Genomic DNA, 16,794 nt, shown 5'->3' on the forward strand with positions numbered 1-16,794 from the left:
TTTCTTCTTATAATTGCTCAAGTAATTCTAATTCTTTTTCTACAAATGCCATTAGTTCCTTAATTGTTTCGCTAGAAAAATCAAAACGAATTCCAGCTGCTTCATACACTTCTTTTATAGATTGCGAGCTTCCTAGTGATAATGCCTTTTTATAATTTTCTAGTGCTTGCTTGGGATCCTCTTTATATTGTTTATACATTTGTAATGCACCAAGTTGGGCGATCGCATATTCAATATAATAAAATGGTACTTCAAAGATATGGAGTACAGGTAACCAACTCGTTGCTATCCAGTTTTCGTAGCCATCAATATGTATGACGCTAGACTGATAATGTTTTTGAAGTTGTAAGTATTTTTCATTTCTTTCTTCAGAAGTATGACTTGGATTTTCATACAGCCAGTGTTGAAATTGATCGACAATAAGCATAATAGGTAAATATGAAATAACATCTTTAAAGAAGTTAATTTTTGCTTGTTTTAAATCTTTTTTGTCTGTATAGAAGGTATCCCAATAATTAAGCGAGAATAACTCCATTGTCATACTAGCTAGTTCAGCTGTTTCAGCTGGAATTTCTATATACTGTCGTAATTTTAATGGTTTTATAAGTTCGTTATGAATACTATGACCCATTTCATGTATAAAAGTGATAATATCATCTTGTGTATAATTTAAGTTCATAAAAATAAATGATAATTGTGAAGCTGGTAAGTACTCACAAAAGCCTCCAGATGCTTTTCCTTTGCGGCTTGTTAAATCAAGACAATCGTGTTTATACATTCGGTTTAATAGTGTTGAAAATTCAAGATCTAGTTTGTTAAAGATATGAGTGCTCTTTTCAATTAAATCATTTTCATTTGCAATTGGTTTAAGTACTTTTTGATCTGGAGTTACAGCTGATACATCCCACGGGCGAAGCGTATCCACTTGCAGTTTCTCTTTTTTCTCTAGTAATATTTTATCTTTAAGAGGCACAACATACTTACGTATGGATTCAGCTAGTTCATAGCAATCTTTCGCTGAATAATCAAAACGCTCGTATTTTTTGAACATATAATCGCGATAATTCTCTAGTTGAATATTTTTTGCTTTTTGATGGCGAATTTCAATTAATTGATTTAATATGTTTTGGAGTTCTTTTTCAACAGATAAAAATTGTTCAGAAATAATGGTTTTGGCCTTTTTACGGATGTCACGATTCGAATCTTGTAAATAGGATTGTAATTCTGTTATCGTTTTTTCTTCTCCGTCCCAAATTCCAATTAATCCTCCAGTGATTTCAAAGTACTCTGTGACTAATTTGTCTTCCTTTACTTCTAATTCAATATTTTCCTCACAAAATAACTTTTGAGCATTTTTTATTTTTGCATCCAACAAACCATATACGTTAGAATCTAATTCCATTCGAAAAGGTGACTCTAAATATTTATTATCCAATAAATTTTGGTACCGTTTTAAAAGTGGCTTTACAAATTGTTGATCATGTTCAAAAGTATCCTTTATTTTTTCATCATCCGTATTACATTGAAAGGCGATATAATGTGTTCTTAATTGTTCTTCGATTTCCCAAATCACTTTTGACTGCTCTTTTAACCAGTTTTCTAGGTCTAATTTTGAAGAAATCATTTTATTTAATAAAGACGAAAGAGTTTTTTCTAATTGTAGTACATTACTAATATCAATTGTATTTACACGTTGCATTACATATCCCTCACTTTTTATTTATTCATAGAGATATTCTATTTATTAATTGTAATTTCCTTGTTAAGAGGAGGAAATGTGAAATAATGTTAAAATTAAAAATGATAGAAAGGATGTATTTCTTTTTACTTTATAATGACTGTGAGAATGAGGGACCTTTTAAATACTTCTATAAGGGAGTGAAAGAATGTATAAGTATTTACATATTTTAAATGATATAGAAAAAATGATTCAACATGGAGAGATAAAAGAAGGACAGAAATTACCGTCAATACGGTCACTCGTTGCGCAATATGAATGTAATAAGGCAACAGTTATACGTGCGCTTCATGAATTAGAAAAGCGTCACATTATATATTCTGTCCCTCAAAGTGGATACTACGTTGTTAAGAAATCTGGGAGTACTATAGAAAATAAAGAGATAATTGATTTCGCTTCTTCAGCACCAGATCCAGATGTTTTCCCATATTTAGATTTTCAGCATTGCATTAATAAGGCTATTGATACTTATAAAAATGATTTGTTCGTATACGGAACACCGAAAGGCTTACCATCTTTAATTCCAGTCATTCAAAAACAGTTGGCAAATTATCAAGTGTTCACGAAAGAAGACAATATTTTTATAACGTCAGGCGTGCAACAGGCACTTGCAATATTAACTTCTATCTCATTTCCAAATGAAAATGAAACAATATTAGTTGAACAGCCAACGTATCATTTATATATAGAATATCTAGAAATGAATAAAGTTCCAGTAATTGGTATTAAGCGTACGAATGAAGGTATTGACTTAAATGAATTGGAACGTATTTTTCGAACAGGTAAAATAAAATTCTTTTATACAATACCAAGATATCATCATCCGCTTGGAACTTCTTATTCTAAAGACGAGAAAGAAAAGATCGTGTTATTGGCTAAGAAATACAATGTATTTATAGTAGAAGATGATTATTTAGCAGATTTAGAAACAGATTCAAAAGCCGATCCATTATATAGCCTGGATCATGGTAATCATGTCATATATTTAAAGAGTTATTCGAAAATTATTTTTCCAGGTTTACGAGTTGGTGTAGCAGTTATTCCACCGATTATTTCGAGTGCTTTCCATACATATAAAAAGATTTTAGATATCGATAGCCCAATGATATCCCAAGCTGCTTTAGAAATTTATATAAAGAGTGGCATGTTCGAACGCCATAAAAATAAAATTAAATCTTCCTATAATAATAGATCTAAAAAACTAGCAGAAGCATTAGAAAGGATGCATAGTGAAAACCCGCTTCTATTCACATATAAAAAGCAAAATACAATTGGAATCCATACTTGTTTAGAAGTACATAAAACAAGTATTTCGGACATGTTGATACAAAGACTAAGTGAAATGCAAATCAGTATCGATGCGATTGATAAAAATTATGTGAAAAGTTTTTCGAAACAAAGACTATTAAAGTTAAACGTATCGAATGTAAAGGAAGATAGGATTGAGGAAGGAATTCGTAAAGTAGTGGAAGAAATCAAACAAGTGGAACGTCTAAATTTTCAATTTAAAAAAAGAATAAAATGAATAAGGAGGTTTGTTGTGAGGCGTAAAATAATTCTCTTGTTTGTGTGTACCGTTGTAATAATTTAAGCTATAGTTGTGACTAATTATTATAAAAAAGAAATGCATTGTCGTTGGTAAGTATTCAAGAGGTATTATCATAGGTCAAAATAACGAACCTATATTTTAATGTGAAAATTTATGAAGATTCTATTAAAGGTAAGGAACGCAGTATTTCAAATGCAGAAGGTGAATTTGAAATACTAGATGGGGTATGTGGTGAGATTGTTTTACAATTCGTTACTCCAGATGGAGAAATCTATATGAGGAAATATGATAGGAAGCATATACCAAAAGTTATAAAGCTTAATTAGAAACATAAAGGTGAATAAGATGAAACCATTACGGAAAAAGTAGCAGTTGTGGTCGGAGCAACTATATATGTAACTGGATAATTATATATTTTTTAAGAGCACTCTTAGCAAAGGGTGCTCTTTTTCATCATAAATATTTACTTAGCATCTTTTTAAAGTGATTTTTATCATAATTTACATATTGTGTAGCTGTATTTCGTATTGGATCTCCCGCGTAAAATCTTTCGTATAATTCGTGTCTTGATCCTAATGGGCTTCCAATAATATCCCAGGCTAACTTAAATAATTTTGTGCGTTGTTCGGCATCTATATTTGTTCCTTTAAAGTGCTTTTTTAATAAATCAGCTATTGGACTCTGGAAATCAATCGAGCTTGAAGGAAGTTGAATGAAGCCACCTGCTCCAATTAATTGTAAAATTTCTATTGCGCGGGGATAATATTTAGAACCAAGATTCCTTGCAGTTTCGATATATTTAAAGTTTGGTAAATAAGTTTTTGTTTCATTTGTAGTACCTTCAACTTCCGCAGCAATTAAAAGTGCGCGAATTGTTTCGATTTGCATAATTAATTCTCCAAGTTTTTCTTGAACATGCAAATAAGTGTGAGCTCCAATTGCTTCAGCAATTTCAAAAGCAATCGCAGTTATAAATTCTAGCTTTATTAGTAATCGTACTATAGCTTGATGATAAGCTAAACTACTAGAAGCTGTATCTGATTTTATAGCCCAAATTGCTTCTGGATTGTTATAAAGTAAAACACGTTCCCAAGGGACAAATACATTATCGAAGATTAATAGTGCATCCATTTCATCATACTGTGAGCTAATAGGGGAATCAACTGTGCTTGAAGTTGTATTTGCATATGGTTCTCTACAAACCATATGTAATCCTGGAGAATTGGCTGCCACGATAAGAAAGTGAGCTAAATCTTTTTGAGCGTCAGTCAGTTTTGTTAATGGGTAGATTAATAAATCATTTGAATAAGGAGAAGCAGTTCCTATCATTTTCGCACCACTTAAATAAATTCCATCAGAAGTTTCCTTTGTAACTCTTAGCAACCCTAAGTCATTTGCATTTAACATTGATTCTGTTGAGCGATTTATTTGTGGATCACGTTGGACTACACTTAAAAACAAGTGATTATCCCTAGCTTTTTCGTAATAAGATGCGATTTTATCTGGAAACTGTGCATCGAACTTTTTATAAAAATCTCTTGATACGTACCAGCCAGTAAGTCTCGATCTTGCGTAATCAGATAGTCTACTCATTACACCGTCTGTAGCATAACCCCATGTTTCAAATGCAGTTCTTCTCATTAATAATTCATTATAGGAATTCGGAACTAAAAATGATTTATGAACAAAGTCTTTCGTTTTTGGGCTCACATATCCAATAGAATCTCTCTGTTTGGGATCATCAAATAACGAAAATAAATTAGAAATGGTACATAGTGTCCCCGAAAAATTGTTGTCTGTAGTTACATCTACTTTTTTTCCATAGAGCCAAACATTTCGACCATCTTGTAAGCTCTTTATATAGTGATCCTTTAAATTTTGCATATTTCCTCCTTTTAAAGACTACTCATATATTTGTACATCTTTTAATGGTGGTGAATATACATGGAATGTTATTGCTGTTGAATCTGTAGCATTATACATTTTATGCACAGTATCTTTTTTTACGGTGAAAATAGTTCCCTCTGTAAACTCTTCAATCCATTCTCTATTTTTTTCGTACGTAATATTTTGTAGCGTACCATTGACTATTAATATACATCCTATAGATATTCCGTGATCATGAATAAGAGTCTTTGCTTTGCTAGGGAAATTTAATACTAAAATCTCCACAAATTCAGACTTATAGATAACATTTCTTCCGTATTCAAGGTTAAGTGGTGAAGTAATAAAAGGAGATATTTTATGAAGTGTAATATTTAATGATTGAATAGCGGATATTAGATTTGCCGTATCGTAGTCACATAAGTTATGAAACGCTTTTTTTATGTTATGAATCAATTGCATGTAAAACTTCCTCCTAAGCATGTACATTAAAAGAAAAAGTAATCTAATATTATATAGAGCGTAGTGAATTACATAATATTGTATTGAAACATTAAAAAAAAGTGACTTCTTTTACTTAGGAAGATTATTTAATTTGAAAATTAAGGTAATTACTTCCATTAACATGATATGCTTGAACTATATACTTTTTTATTGGAAAGGTGATGAAATAAATGGCAGTTCTTTTAGTGGAAAATCTATTTCAAATGTCTATTGTTTTATTACTTCTATGTTCATTTTGTTTTTATAGATATTTAAAGAAAATCAAAAGGGAAAGAAAGCTTACAGGTTTTGAAATTACGATGTATATCATGACGCAACTTGCGTATTTCATTTGGGCGGCAACAACTTTTCTTAAAATGTTGTCAGAATAGTTAATGTAGGGCTAATTGTTTTATTAAATGCTGGGCAGAAATGTACAATAAATAAAGGCAAAGGACAAGGATAGGCTTATCAATTAGGTAAATAAATATAGCCGTTATCTAAATCGATTACAATATCACTTATAACGTCTTTACAAAAAGAGTGGGGAATACGTTCATAATTATGTCAAACACAAAACAGATCGATAAATGACCAGGTATAACGAGTTGTGTAAACAAAGAAGAGGTTTTGCTTTTCCAATATGTACAAATAGTATATATAGTATATTATCTTTCTTAATGTACATATTAAGTAAAATGTTTCATATCATGTACATAAAAGGCGGGGTAATATGGATGAAAAAAAGAAAAATGAAGAATTAATTAGATTTAAGAAACAATGGTTTAATGAAGATAATCAACCAATAGCTGGAATAGAGTTAGCTTTACCGCCTGATATAGGCAGCATGTTAGACTCCAAATCAGTTGATGATGAAAGTGAAGAAAGTAATAATGAATAAGTTTAATCTATATGCATCCATTCGGGTGCTTTTTATTTTTTTGATAATGGAAGATGGATTATCAAATCTTTATTGAAAAAAGGTTGGTCAAAATAGATTCTTTTTCAGTATATGTAAGTTTGATTTTTACAAAAAAGTTTAATTAAAATACATTTAGAATGCTATATGAAATGGGAATGCTAGTAACATTCACCATTAAAGGATTGGGCTATTATGAATATGATTTTTGAAAGCATTATTTTAATTCTGACTGGGATTATTGCATTAAAAATGACAGGTAGTAAATCTGTTAGCCAAATGACAAGAGCTGAAATTATTATAGTAGTATCAATTGCACGTATTATTGTGGAGCCTGTATTAAGTAGGAAAGTAGGCCCATCTATATTTGCAGCTGTAATATTTGCAGGCGTCCTTCTTATCATTCATTTCTTTGAATTGAAATCAAAGAAGATGGAACAATTCCTAAATGGCAGTAGCATTATAGTAGTAGAAAATGGAGAGATTGTAAAAGAGAATTTGATGAAGGCGAAAATGTCGGAACAACAACTATATATGCAATTAAGAGAAAAAGGGATTCATGATTTAAAGAGTTTACAGCAAGTTACAGCTGAACCGAATGGGCGGATTGGTTACCAATTAATAGAGAAAGCTCAACCGATAACTTTAGAAATGTTAGAAAAAGTAATAGATCAGTACAATATAAAAAGATAATTTATCTTAAGAAAAATCAATACTACAACGGAAGTATTGGTTTTTCTATTTTTTTACACAATAATATAGGGGAAATAATAACCCAATCTTAAAATTAGATATAGGCTTATTATTATGCTATATTCAATGAACCTATAGTGAATGTGGTAAAAAATTAATTTGGCATAGGTAACCGCAGCACTAAAATTTATAAGTTTTTAATGTGATATTAAAAATAGGATTAGAACAAGGAGATAGAATCATAATGGAATTTTGGGAATCAAGTTTTATTGAGAAACAAACGATGTGGGGGTTTGAACCTACAGAATCTGCAATTTTGACAAAAGATTTTTTTGTGGAAAACAATGTTAAAGACATATTAGTTCCGGGTATTGGCTATGGAAGAAACGCAAAGGTATTTATCGAAAATAGTATAAATGTAACAGGTATTGAAATTTCGAAAACAGCGATCGATTTAGCAAGAGAAAACGGACTAGAAGATGTTAGTATCTATCACGGTTCAGTAAACGAAATGCCTTTTGATAATAAACTGTATGATGGTATATTTAGTCATGCACTTCTTCATTTGTTGAATGAACAGGAAAGAGAGAAATTTATTAAAGATTGTTATAATCAGTTAAAACCTGGTGGATATATGGTTTTTACAACTGTTTCTAAAAAGGCTCCAATGTATGGCAAAGGAAAACAGTTGGATAAAGATTATTATGAGATAATGGAAGATGTAAAAATGTTCTTCTATGATTCTGAATCTATAAAACAGGATTTTAAAAAATATGGACTAGTACAAGTTTCGGAAATTGATGAACCAAATAAAAACATGGCAAATAAACCTCCAATCAACTTTTTAACGATAAAATGTAAGAAAGAACTATAACTAAAAGTTATTAAGAATGATTAAATATGTTTATATATTAATTATGCACAAATAAAGAGGACAAGCATATAATAGAAATACCTTTTAACTTTAAGTAACCTTAACTTTCGTTAATAGGGTATCTCAAAATCCCCAAAAGAGCACTTGCGGAAACAAGTGCTCTTTTATTTTTTGTTTCATAAATATTTAAAGTTGCAAATTTCGTGCAATAAAAATAAATCTGAGAGAAATAATCATATCTTTATTATACGATTATTTCTGAACTACAAACGTAATAGCATTTGTTTTTAATTGAATATGCCTTTCATCGCGAACAATATCATAGACTAATTCTTTTATTTCAACTTTAATTTCTTTCCATTCCTTATAAATGCTTTTTAATAGATATATCATATCTTCAGTAGGAAGGTTAATTTCAATTAAAGCATCTAACTCTTCATTTGTATGTAAGTCAATTTCTTGTATGTTCGAATTAATAATTAAACAATTCATACCGCCGCTTTTTGTACCTTCTTTCATAGAATGGAGCACGTTTTTTAAATCTTCTTCTGATTGAACATGCTCTAAACTGGATACTGCAACGATATAATCATAAGTATTAGGTTGAATGTAGTAGTTTTCAATTGCTACTTGTTCTATTTTAATATTATTAATTACACCATATTCTTTACTATAAGTTTGTAATTTTGTTAAAGCAGAATCAAGTAAATCCACACATGTAACAGTACCACTCGCATTTTGAATCTTTTGGGCAATGGGAATACTATTTCTTCCAACGCCAGAGCCGAGATCAAGTACTTGCAAGTTGTTTTTTCCTTCAAAATAATCCATCAAATCCATAACCGTTTTAACCGGTTTGTACAGCCAAGAACCAGTTTCAAATAGTTTGTATTGTTCATAACAAAGGTCGTGATATTTCTTTTCTTCTTGTCTTATAAAATTAATGCGATTCATAGTGTTTCAGCTCCAATATTATTATTGTAAAATGAATGGGTAGGACAACCTTTTACATTTGTTTGAATTCGAAAAATACCACCAGCATGTGGATATTGCTTTAATTCGTCATCCGTCATTCTTGTTCTGGCTGTTGTAACATATAGGTCGGTTAAATTAGGCCCTCCAAATGTACAAGATGTTACATATGGCGCTGGAATCGGGATACTTAATATTTGTTCACCAGTTGAAGGGTTCCATCTAGTAATCTTTGAACCTCCCCAATGAGCAATCCATAAGCAACCTTCCTCGTCAATTGTCATACCATCAGGTAGACCGTCATTTTCGGGGAAAATAATTACATTACTTGGATTACGAATTACTCCAGAGCATATATCATAATGAAAACGAACTACTTTTTTAGTAGGTGTATCGATATAGTAAAGGTATGTATGGTCAGGTGACCAAGCTATGCCATTTGATGTATTTACATGTGAAACTTTTTTCTCTACCTTTAAATTATTATTTAAACAATACAAGGAGCCAGCAGCATTAATACCGTATGTATCTGTAGTACCTGCCCAAAAACGTCCTGCCGGATCGCATTTTCCATCATTAAAACGATTTTTAAATAAATGTGGTTCAGGGTCAAAAATATGTGTCAGTTTTTCTGTTTCTACATTAATAGAATAAAAGCCATTTTCCATAGCTAGGAGTAGTATGTCATCTAAATATGGAACAACACAGCCAATTTGTTGATTGAGAGCAATTACTCGGTTTGTATTAGCGGTAGGACTAAATATGCATAATTGTTTCTCCACAATATCAACCCAGTATAAAAGTTGCTTTTTTTCATTCCAAGATGGTCCTTCAGCTAAACTTGCTTTCGCATCTAAAACTAATTCTATATTACTGTCCAAGATGTTCACCTCGCTTTATAAGATATTTATATAATTCGATAAGAATAGGGACAAACCTTTTAATCAGAAAATATTAAGATTTGTACCATGGAAAAACTGATTTTCTCGAGTGATTAAAACAATGTATAAATATTGAGAGGAAAATGCATATGATGTTTTATGAAATTGTTTGTTTTTCTTGTAAAAATATATTTCGTGTTTATGAAGGCAGTGAAAAATATAAGCGATTTAAAGAGAAACCAAAAGGGGTATATTGTTGTGATGAGTGTAGCCACAAAATTCAATTAGAAGCGATAAAGAATTTTTTTAGATAATTATACTGTTTTATTTCGGAAAAGTTTGACAATGAAACTATTTTAAATTATCATATGAAAAAACTAATATGTAAAATGGCATGGAAGAGAAGAGTAGTTAAGAAAGAATACGTACAGAGAGCTCTGGTAGCTGAGAAAGAGCAGTATACATCTTAATGAAAAAAGACTTGGAGCTGCGCAAGGAACTAATTTATTTAGGGATGGTGCGACGGGATCTCCCGTTATAGAGATAGGGTATAAGCATATTTTGCCGTACCTGAAGAGGTTAATATGGCGACATATTGACAAACTGAGGTGGTACCGCGAAGCTAATAACTCTCGTCCTCAAGATGAATAATCTTGGGGGGGGGAGTTTTTTTATTGTATAAAACTGAAAATCTGAAAACAAAAAACAATTGAGGTGAGTAACATATGCATTGGGCGTATGAAGTAGCACACGAATTAATTAGAAAACATCCAAACAAAGAAACTTTTGTTTGCGCATCTGGAATTAGTCCATCTGGTTCTGTTCATATTGGGAACTTTCGTGAAATCGTAACGACTTATTTTGTTGTAAGGGCGCTTCAAGATTTAGGGAAAAAGACTCGTTTTATATTTTCATGGGATGATTACGACAGATTTAGAAAAGTCCCTAAAAATGTTGATTCATCTTTTGTAAAGTATATCGGAATGCCATACTGTGATATACCAGATCCGTATGGATGTCATAATTCATATGCCGAGCATTTTGAAAAAGAGTTTGAGGAATCGCTTCAAGTATTTGGGATTGAAGTGGAATTCATATATCAACATGCTGAATATAGAAGTGGAAGATATAACAAAAACATATTGGAGGCTTTATATAAAAGAAAAGAAATATATGATATTTTAATGAGTTTTAAAACGGGAGAGTGTAGTGAAGAAGAGCGAGAGGGCTTTTATCCGGTTACATTATATTGTGAGAAATGCGGGAAAGATGCGACAACGATTACACACTTTGATGAAGTATTAAAAACAGTTCGGTATGAATGTGAATGCGGAAATCAAACTGAATTATCGGTATTAAATACAAATGAAATGAAACTGAATTGGAAAATCGATTGGCCGATGAGATGGATGATAGAGGATATTGTTTTTGAGCCGGGCGGAAGAGATCATTCATCAGAAACGGGTAGTTATAATGTATCAAAAGAAATTGCGAGAAAAATATTCAATCGTGAAGCGCCTCATTACATTGCTTACGATTTTATTGGAATTAAAGGGCATCATGAAAAAATGTCTAGTTCCTCAGGGAATAGTATTACACCTAGCGAGTTGTTAAAAGTGTATTTACCAGAAGTGATTCTATTTATGTTTGTAAAATATAGACCAAGCGCATCTTTTCATATCGGTCTTGATGAAGATGTGATTCGCAATTATACAGAGTATGAACGATTAAAAGATAGTTATAAAAATAAAACGCTCAAAAATGAAGATTTATTTGATGCAATTAAACTTTCTAGAGTTGATAGCGGATTTAAAGAATATCCGAAATTTAATCAAGTAGCAGGAACGTTGCCGTTATTAAATTTTGACTCATTTATTTTACAGGAGATATTAGAGAAAATAGATAGGAGCTATGCGTTAGATGAAATGAGAGCGATAAGTAATCGTGCAGAGCATTGGATAAGAAACTTTCAATCCGAAAAATTAATGGCGGTAAATCAGGAGAAAAATACAGAGTTTTATAACACATTAGAGGGAAAGCAGAAAAAATGGTTAGTAGAAGTTTGTAAAATATTGCGTTCAAATAAAAATTATTCAAACATAATGGAGCAATTTTATTCGATTTGTCATCATGAAAATAAAAAAATAATGAAAGAAAATCAAAAACAATTATTTATTATAATTTATAGGCTTATTATGAATCAGTCCAGTGGCCCTCGTATATCGTTATTAATACATGTTGTAGGTATCGAAAAATTTATCGAATTATTAGATTTCTAAAAAAAGCAACGCAAGTACTCAGCTAAGTACTTGCGTTCCAAATTTTACTACCGTGAATACAATTTCGGACATTCATCACCACTAGGTTCATAAAAACAATGACTTTTAAACTGTCCTACAAATGGCTGATTATACCATTCGGGCGGACAAGCTCCAACTGGACGGAAATACCAAAGAGCCCATCGTGCAGGCCAGCGCCACTCACCTTGTAAAACTTTTCGTGCGATTTCTTTTTCTGATTCACGAGCGCGTTGATAAAAATATCCGTATTGCACTGCTTCGAATCCACCAAGGCTTTGATATACAGCATCACGTACGGTACGGAGTTGTTTAAAATCTAAGCAATCACAAAATACACGATTTACTACTACGCAGCCAACAAGTTGTTCACCTTGTCGACCTTCGCCTTCAGCTTCAGCACGCATTAAACGAGCTAGTAAATCAACATCGCTTTCGTTATATGGAATAAGGGGCATAGTGATACCACCTTTCTTTACCTGTTATAGTAAAGAGTGTATGTATGAAAATAAGCTAAGTGCTTTTCTATATGTAAATTTATTAATTATTAAAAGGAGCTTTTATGAAAAAAGCTAATTAGTAATTGTAGACAAATATAAAGAGGAGAGATAATATGTATCGAATTCAGAAAGAACATATCATTTACGCAATGTCACCAGAAAATAAACCATGTATGGAAGTGGAAATTGGGAGTCGCCTTATATTCGAAACATATGATTGCTTTGAAAATCAAATTGATTCTGAAGATGTTGTGTTTCAAGAGTTAGATTGGAACCGGATTAATCCAGCGACTGGTCCGGTATATATTAATGGTGCAGAACCTGGTGATATATTAGTTGTTACCATTGAAAAGATAAAAATTGCAGAGAAAGGCGTTTTAACTACAGGTGCAAATCTTGGTGTAATGGGTGAAGAGCTACATGAAAATACAGTGAAAATTGTCTCAGTACATAATGAACATGTTTTGTTTTCAAATGAACTACAAATCCCGATTAATCCAATGATCGGTGTAATTGGAACAGCGCCGAAAGAAGCGAGCATTTCATGTGGCACACCACATGATCACGGCGGGAATATGGACTGTAAAGAGATAAAAGAAGGGACAACATTATTATTACCTGTAAATGTTCCTGGTGCTCTATTAGCATTAGGTGATTTACACGCAGCGATGGGCGATGGTGAAATTGGGGTTAGTGGAGTAGAGGTTGCTGGTGAGGTGACGGTAACAGTTCAGATTATAAAAGGAAAGAAATGGCCATTGCCAATGGCTATTCAAAAAGAAAAAGTAATGACGATAGCTTCAGAAAAATTGCTAGATGATGCAGCGAATCGAGCTGTACGTAATATGGTGACATTTTTACATGAAGAATTAGAAATGTCTAAAGCTGATGCCACGCTTTTATTATCAGCAGCCGGCGATTTAAAAGTTTGTCAAGTTGTGGACCCGCTGAAGACTGCTCGAATGGAATTAGGGATGAATTATGTGGAGAAATTGGGGTTTACTATGAGTGAATTCCATATTAAATAAGAAATGATAGAAGAAGGATGATTTTGTATAAAAGTATCTTTTTTGATTTACGGATTATATAAAAAAAGGTAGTATTTATTTTATATAATTGAATATAAGATTGTGGATCGAAAAAGGAGTAAACACATGGTTAAAATTATGATTGTAGAAGACGATATGAAAATTGCAGAACTATTATCAACACATGTTGCGAAATATGGGTATGAAGGGATTATTGTATCGGATTTTCATAATGTATTAAATATTTTTTTAGAAGAACAACCAGAGTTAGTTTTATTAGATATTAATTTACCGAGTTTTGATGGTTACTATTGGTGTCGTCAAATTCGCGGAGTTTCTACATGTCCGATATTATTTATTTCAGCTCGTGAAGGTACGATGGATCAAGTTATGGCGCTAGAAAACGGTGGCGATGATTTCATTTCAAAGCCATTCCATTACGAAGTTGTAATGGCTAAAATTCGAAGTCATTTAAGGCGTGCTTACGGAGATTATGCACCGAAAATAGAAGAACGGATGGTTGAACAACATGGTCTTTGTTTATATCCTGAAAGGCTTGTATTGAAGCTTAAGAATCAAGAAATTGATGTAACGAGAAATGAAGCTATTTTATTAGAAATGTTAATGAAAAATTATCCGCGTGTTGTGAGTAGAGAAGTGCTATTAAATAAATTATGGGATAGCGAATCCTATGTTGATGATAATACATTAAGTGTAAATACAACACGTGTGAGAAAAAAGTTAAAAACGTTACAGATTGAGGGTGCGATTGAAACGATTCGTAGTGTTGGATATAGATTGCATATTACTTGGGATACTGGTATGGAAAAATGATAAGATTGTTTATTCGTGATCATATACCTCTTATTTGTTTTACAGTCATCCAACTATTATCCATATTTCTCGTATATTGGTTTGATGGGCATAAGCATATCGCGACGGCATTGTATGCAATGTTTTTAGGTGCCTTTTTTATGGTAGGCTATTTAGTATTTCGTTACTTTACTCATCGTACTTTCTATGAACGATTAGCAAACCCGATGCAATCTTTAGATGAATCGGTTCAAAAATCTGATTTTGCAGCTATATCTGCTGCGCTTCAAGACTTACTTGAGGTACAATATCGCCATTATCAAAATCAGCTCCACATACAAGAAAGAAAAAATAATGATCATTTAACTTTTATGAATCAGTGGATTCATCAAATGAAAACACCTTTATCTGTAATAGAATTAATTACACAGGATGAAGTCGATTCGCGTTTTGAAAGTATAAATGAGGAAACAGATAGGCTGAAAAAGGGGTTAGAGATGGCACTGTATGTCGCACGTTTAGAAGCATTTACACAAGATTTTTATGTGGAAAGAGTACAATTACATAAAATAGTGAATGATTCTGTGCATGAACATAAACGCTTCTTTATCCGGAATTTTGTATATCCAGAGCTTAAAATTGATAAGGACATTACAGTAGAAAGTGATGCGAAATGGTTACAGTTTTTAATTGGACAAATACTATCAAATGCGATTAAATATTCATCTGGTAGTCGAGAGAAGATTAAAGTGAAAGCTTGTAAGGAAGGTAATAATGTTATACTTGAAATTGCTGATAACGGTGTAGGCATACCGAAGCAAGATTTGCCAAGAGTGTTTAAACCTTTCTTTACAGGAGAAAATGGTAGAGATTTTAAAGAATCAACTGGAATGGGGCTATATCTCGTATATGAAATTACGAAGCAATTAGGACATAGTGTAGAAATCCATTCAGAAGTTGGTAAAGGTACGGTTGTACGAATTAAATTTTATAATGTATAAATAAGTGATCTAGGCTAAAGAGCTTTGGAAATAAGTTTTTTAGCCTTTTTTTTATAGCGGTTATATGAAATGGTAAAACGTTATATTAGTATGTATAATGACACACTAATAAATACGATTGTTAAATTTGAAGGATTTAATAAAAAGCTGATAAATATTTTTGTAAGAAAAAAGCCACCCCCTTTGAAAGAGATAGCTTCATGGATCTATCCTATGTATAAGTGTAATGTTCGAATACGTGATATGTTTTGTGGACTATAATACAATTAGTCTTTTGTTTTTTCATGATACAGTATTGTAATTAAGCAAACAAACTTAATAATTTATACCCAATTAATCCTAAAATAGTGATAGGAATCATCATTAAGAAAGAAGACACACGATAAGCATTAGAGCGTTCTAATACAAGAATCAAGATAATTCCGACTATCACTTCCGTATATCCAACAGGTAACATGTGACTGTAATCTTCAAAGTTTAATAGAATGTGAAGTCCGTCCGTTACAAAAACTCCACTTAAAAGTGCGCTTCCGAATTTATGAAGTGGAGTTGTAGTATCTTTCCATAGAAAACCTGCAATTCCAAAGATCGTTCCTCCTATACATGCACATACAATCCATACAGATATAAAATAAATAGAGTGAGCTACATTTTTAATAACTATTGCATAACCATAATAGCCTAATACCATACCGAGTAGTGCAAGGATACCAGAAAGCATAGCTGTACGCTTAGAATAACTAAAGCTAGCCACGAAAAAGGATGGAACTAACCAAACGCTTCCTAAGTTAGCTAATGAATGCCAATTTCCTGGAAGTATACCTTGCCCCAATTTCGTTAGTATACCAACAAGTATCCCTACTATAATCGGGAGGATAAAAATCCTTACAAACATATTTAACTTTGTGATTTCTAATGTCCTGTCCATAAATTCAATCCTTACATTAATATTTTCTGTAAAGATATAATAGCTTATTACAAGAGAATAATCAATAAAAATTTATCGAAAAACAATAAGTGGTTATTGGATAACGAATAAGATTTTGTTTTTATATAAAATTTATTACTGTGGAAACCTAAAGGACGTATTACAATCAATGTAATTTGTGCTTATTCAACATGAAGTTAAGGAATGATAAATAAATCTAAAAGAAAGCAATCT

General features: G+C 31.8%; 17 protein-coding genes, 1 pseudogene and 1 other annotated feature. Of the genes and pseudogenes, 11 read left to right on the forward strand and 7 right to left on the reverse strand.

Annotated elements, in window-relative coordinates:
- Positions 1-7 precede the first annotated feature (7 nt).
- On the reverse strand, positions 8-1,699 hold the full coding sequence (locus PSR14_RS13295) for a M3 family oligoendopeptidase (protein ID WP_001190018.1): 1,692 nt from the start codon (positions 1,697-1,699) through the stop codon (positions 8-10).
- 187 nt (positions 1,700-1,886) lie between these two features.
- Between PSR14_RS13295 and PSR14_RS13300 the strand changes: the two genes are divergently transcribed.
- Together PSR14_RS13300 and PSR14_RS13305 are read left to right on the forward strand one after the other, a co-directional pair.
- Positions 1,887-3,263, forward strand: coding sequence for a PLP-dependent aminotransferase family protein (locus tag PSR14_RS13300; RefSeq protein WP_000280089.1), 1,377 nt, complete (start codon positions 1,887-1,889; stop codon positions 3,261-3,263).
- A 69-nt stretch (positions 3,264-3,332) separates the two neighbouring features.
- A pseudogene (locus PSR14_RS13305) lies at positions 3,333-3,613 on the forward strand (carboxypeptidase regulatory-like domain-containing protein).
- A gap of 127 nt (positions 3,614-3,740) precedes the next feature.
- Here PSR14_RS13305 and PSR14_RS13310 read toward each other — a convergent pair.
- Together PSR14_RS13310 and PSR14_RS13315 are read right to left on the reverse strand one after the other, a co-directional pair.
- Entirely contained in the window at positions 3,741-5,171 is a 1,431-nt protein-coding gene (locus PSR14_RS13310; protein WP_001180373.1) for a 4-hydroxyphenylacetate 3-hydroxylase family protein, read from the reverse strand.
- An 18-nt stretch (positions 5,172-5,189) separates the two neighbouring features.
- Positions 5,190-5,633, reverse strand: a complete 444-nt coding sequence (locus tag PSR14_RS13315) for a cysteine dioxygenase family protein (protein ID WP_001175999.1) — start codon at positions 5,631-5,633, stop codon at positions 5,190-5,192.
- A 212-nt stretch (positions 5,634-5,845) separates the two neighbouring features.
- Here PSR14_RS13315 and PSR14_RS13320 point away from each other — a divergent pair, with 212 nt between their 5' ends.
- From PSR14_RS13320 to PSR14_RS13335, 4 genes are all read left to right on the forward strand, one after another.
- Positions 5,846-6,046 (forward strand): hypothetical protein, encoded by a 201-nt coding sequence (locus PSR14_RS13320; protein WP_000279690.1) that lies wholly within the window; start codon positions 5,846-5,848, stop codon positions 6,044-6,046.
- Positions 6,047-6,387: 341 nt separating this feature from the next.
- Positions 6,388-6,555, forward strand: coding sequence for a hypothetical protein (locus PSR14_RS13325; protein WP_000343608.1), 168 nt, complete (start codon positions 6,388-6,390; stop codon positions 6,553-6,555).
- A gap of 213 nt (positions 6,556-6,768) precedes the next feature.
- The gene (locus PSR14_RS13330) at positions 6,769-7,266 is read left to right on the forward strand and encodes a DUF421 domain-containing protein (protein ID WP_001055958.1); all 498 of its coding nucleotides are present in this window, start codon (positions 6,769-6,771) and stop codon (positions 7,264-7,266) included.
- A 244-nt stretch (positions 7,267-7,510) separates the two neighbouring features.
- Positions 7,511-8,140, forward strand: a complete 630-nt coding sequence (locus PSR14_RS13335) for a bifunctional 2-polyprenyl-6-hydroxyphenol methylase/3-demethylubiquinol 3-O-methyltransferase UbiG (protein ID WP_048557852.1) — start codon at positions 7,511-7,513, stop codon at positions 8,138-8,140.
- Positions 8,141-8,392: 252 nt separating this feature from the next.
- On the opposite strand, the gene PSR14_RS13340 is transcribed toward PSR14_RS13335, so the two are convergent.
- Together PSR14_RS13340 and PSR14_RS13345 are read right to left on the reverse strand one after the other, a co-directional pair.
- Complete coding sequence (locus PSR14_RS13340; protein WP_001079922.1) at positions 8,393-9,094, reverse strand: class I SAM-dependent methyltransferase; 702 nt, start codon at positions 9,092-9,094, stop codon at positions 8,393-8,395.
- Complete coding sequence (locus tag PSR14_RS13345) at positions 9,091-9,993, reverse strand: SMP-30/gluconolactonase/LRE family protein (RefSeq protein ID WP_142328665.1); 903 nt, start codon at positions 9,991-9,993, stop codon at positions 9,091-9,093. The genes PSR14_RS13340 and PSR14_RS13345 overlap by 4 nt, the downstream gene beginning before the upstream one ends.
- Positions 9,994-10,136: 143 nt before the next feature.
- Here PSR14_RS13345 and PSR14_RS13350 point away from each other — a divergent pair, with 143 nt between their 5' ends.
- Both PSR14_RS13350 and lysS read left to right on the forward strand, forming a co-directional pair.
- Positions 10,137-10,307, forward strand: coding sequence for a DUF2197 domain-containing protein (locus tag PSR14_RS13350; RefSeq protein WP_000551046.1), 171 nt, complete (start codon positions 10,137-10,139; stop codon positions 10,305-10,307).
- Between the two features lie 72 nt (positions 10,308-10,379).
- Positions 10,380-10,636: a binding site (T-box leader), on the forward strand.
- Between the two features lie 82 nt (positions 10,637-10,718).
- On the forward strand, positions 10,719-12,272 hold the full coding sequence (lysS, locus tag PSR14_RS13355) for a lysine--tRNA ligase (RefSeq protein ID WP_073541696.1): 1,554 nt from the start codon (positions 10,719-10,721) through the stop codon (positions 12,270-12,272).
- Positions 12,273-12,319: 47 nt separating this feature from the next.
- On the opposite strand, the gene PSR14_RS13360 is transcribed toward lysS, so the two are convergent.
- Positions 12,320-12,748 (reverse strand): cell wall hydrolase, encoded by a 429-nt coding sequence (locus PSR14_RS13360; RefSeq protein ID WP_098487551.1) that lies wholly within the window; start codon positions 12,746-12,748, stop codon positions 12,320-12,322.
- 155 nt (positions 12,749-12,903) lie between these two features.
- Here PSR14_RS13360 and PSR14_RS13365 point away from each other — a divergent pair, with 155 nt between their 5' ends.
- From PSR14_RS13365 to PSR14_RS13375, 3 genes are all read left to right on the forward strand, one after another.
- Positions 12,904-13,818: an acetamidase/formamidase family protein gene (locus PSR14_RS13365; RefSeq protein ID WP_000285747.1), complete on the forward strand. Its 915-nt coding sequence runs from the start codon at positions 12,904-12,906 to the stop codon at positions 13,816-13,818.
- Between the two features lie 126 nt (positions 13,819-13,944).
- Positions 13,945-14,652 carry a response regulator transcription factor gene (locus PSR14_RS13370; protein WP_000238970.1) on the forward strand — a complete coding sequence of 236 codons (708 nt, stop codon included), beginning with the start codon at positions 13,945-13,947 and terminating at the stop codon, positions 14,650-14,652.
- Positions 14,649-15,632 (forward strand): HAMP domain-containing sensor histidine kinase, encoded by a 984-nt coding sequence (locus PSR14_RS13375; RefSeq protein ID WP_002163637.1) that lies wholly within the window; start codon positions 14,649-14,651, stop codon positions 15,630-15,632. Before PSR14_RS13370 ends, PSR14_RS13375 begins: the two co-directional genes overlap by 4 nt.
- Before the next feature lie 301 nt (positions 15,633-15,933).
- On the opposite strand, the gene PSR14_RS13380 is transcribed toward PSR14_RS13375, so the two are convergent.
- The gene (locus tag PSR14_RS13380) at positions 15,934-16,560 is read right to left on the reverse strand and encodes a DUF6518 family protein (RefSeq protein WP_000376249.1); all 627 of its coding nucleotides are present in this window, start codon (positions 16,558-16,560) and stop codon (positions 15,934-15,936) included.
- Positions 16,561-16,794: the final 234 nt, after the last annotated feature.

Origin of the sequence: Bacillus sp. A01H (assembly GCF_045277205.1) — a bacterium.
GTDB classification, from domain to species: Bacteria; Bacillota; Bacilli; order Bacillales; family Bacillaceae_G; genus Bacillus_A; species Bacillus_A paranthracis.

Coding starts and splice junctions, on each gene's coding strand:
- PSR14_RS13295 (WP_001190018.1), bottom strand. CDS start 1,699: ATGCAACGTGTAAATACAATTGATATTAGTAATGTACTACAATTAGAA.
- PSR14_RS13370 (WP_000238970.1), top strand. CDS start 13,945: ATGGTTAAAATTATGATTGTAGAAGACGATATGAAAATTGCAGAACTA.
- PSR14_RS13350 (WP_000551046.1), top strand. CDS start 10,137: ATGCATATGATGTTTTATGAAATTGTTTGTTTTTCTTGTAAAAATATA.
- PSR14_RS13365 (WP_000285747.1), top strand. CDS start 12,904: ATGTATCGAATTCAGAAAGAACATATCATTTACGCAATGTCACCAGAA.
- PSR14_RS13315 (WP_001175999.1), bottom strand. CDS start 5,633: ATGCAATTGATTCATAACATAAAAAAAGCGTTTCATAACTTATGTGAC.
- PSR14_RS13310 (WP_001180373.1), bottom strand. CDS start 5,171: ATGCAAAATTTAAAGGATCACTATATAAAGAGCTTACAAGATGGTCGA.
- PSR14_RS13380 (WP_000376249.1), bottom strand. CDS start 16,560: ATGGACAGGACATTAGAAATCACAAAGTTAAATATGTTTGTAAGGATT.
- PSR14_RS13300 (WP_000280089.1), top strand. CDS start 1,887: ATGTATAAGTATTTACATATTTTAAATGATATAGAAAAAATGATTCAA.
- PSR14_RS13320 (WP_000279690.1), top strand. CDS start 5,846: ATGGCAGTTCTTTTAGTGGAAAATCTATTTCAAATGTCTATTGTTTTA.
- PSR14_RS13330 (WP_001055958.1), top strand. CDS start 6,769: ATGAATATGATTTTTGAAAGCATTATTTTAATTCTGACTGGGATTATT.
- PSR14_RS13335 (WP_048557852.1), top strand. CDS start 7,511: ATGGAATTTTGGGAATCAAGTTTTATTGAGAAACAAACGATGTGGGGG.
- PSR14_RS13375 (WP_002163637.1), top strand. CDS start 14,649: ATGATAAGATTGTTTATTCGTGATCATATACCTCTTATTTGTTTTACA.
- PSR14_RS13325 (WP_000343608.1), top strand. CDS start 6,388: ATGGATGAAAAAAAGAAAAATGAAGAATTAATTAGATTTAAGAAACAA.
- PSR14_RS13360 (WP_098487551.1), bottom strand. CDS start 12,748: ATGCCCCTTATTCCATATAACGAAAGCGATGTTGATTTACTAGCTCGT.
- lysS (WP_073541696.1), top strand. CDS start 10,719: ATGCATTGGGCGTATGAAGTAGCACACGAATTAATTAGAAAACATCCA.
- PSR14_RS13340 (WP_001079922.1), bottom strand. CDS start 9,094: ATGAATCGCATTAATTTTATAAGACAAGAAGAAAAGAAATATCACGAC.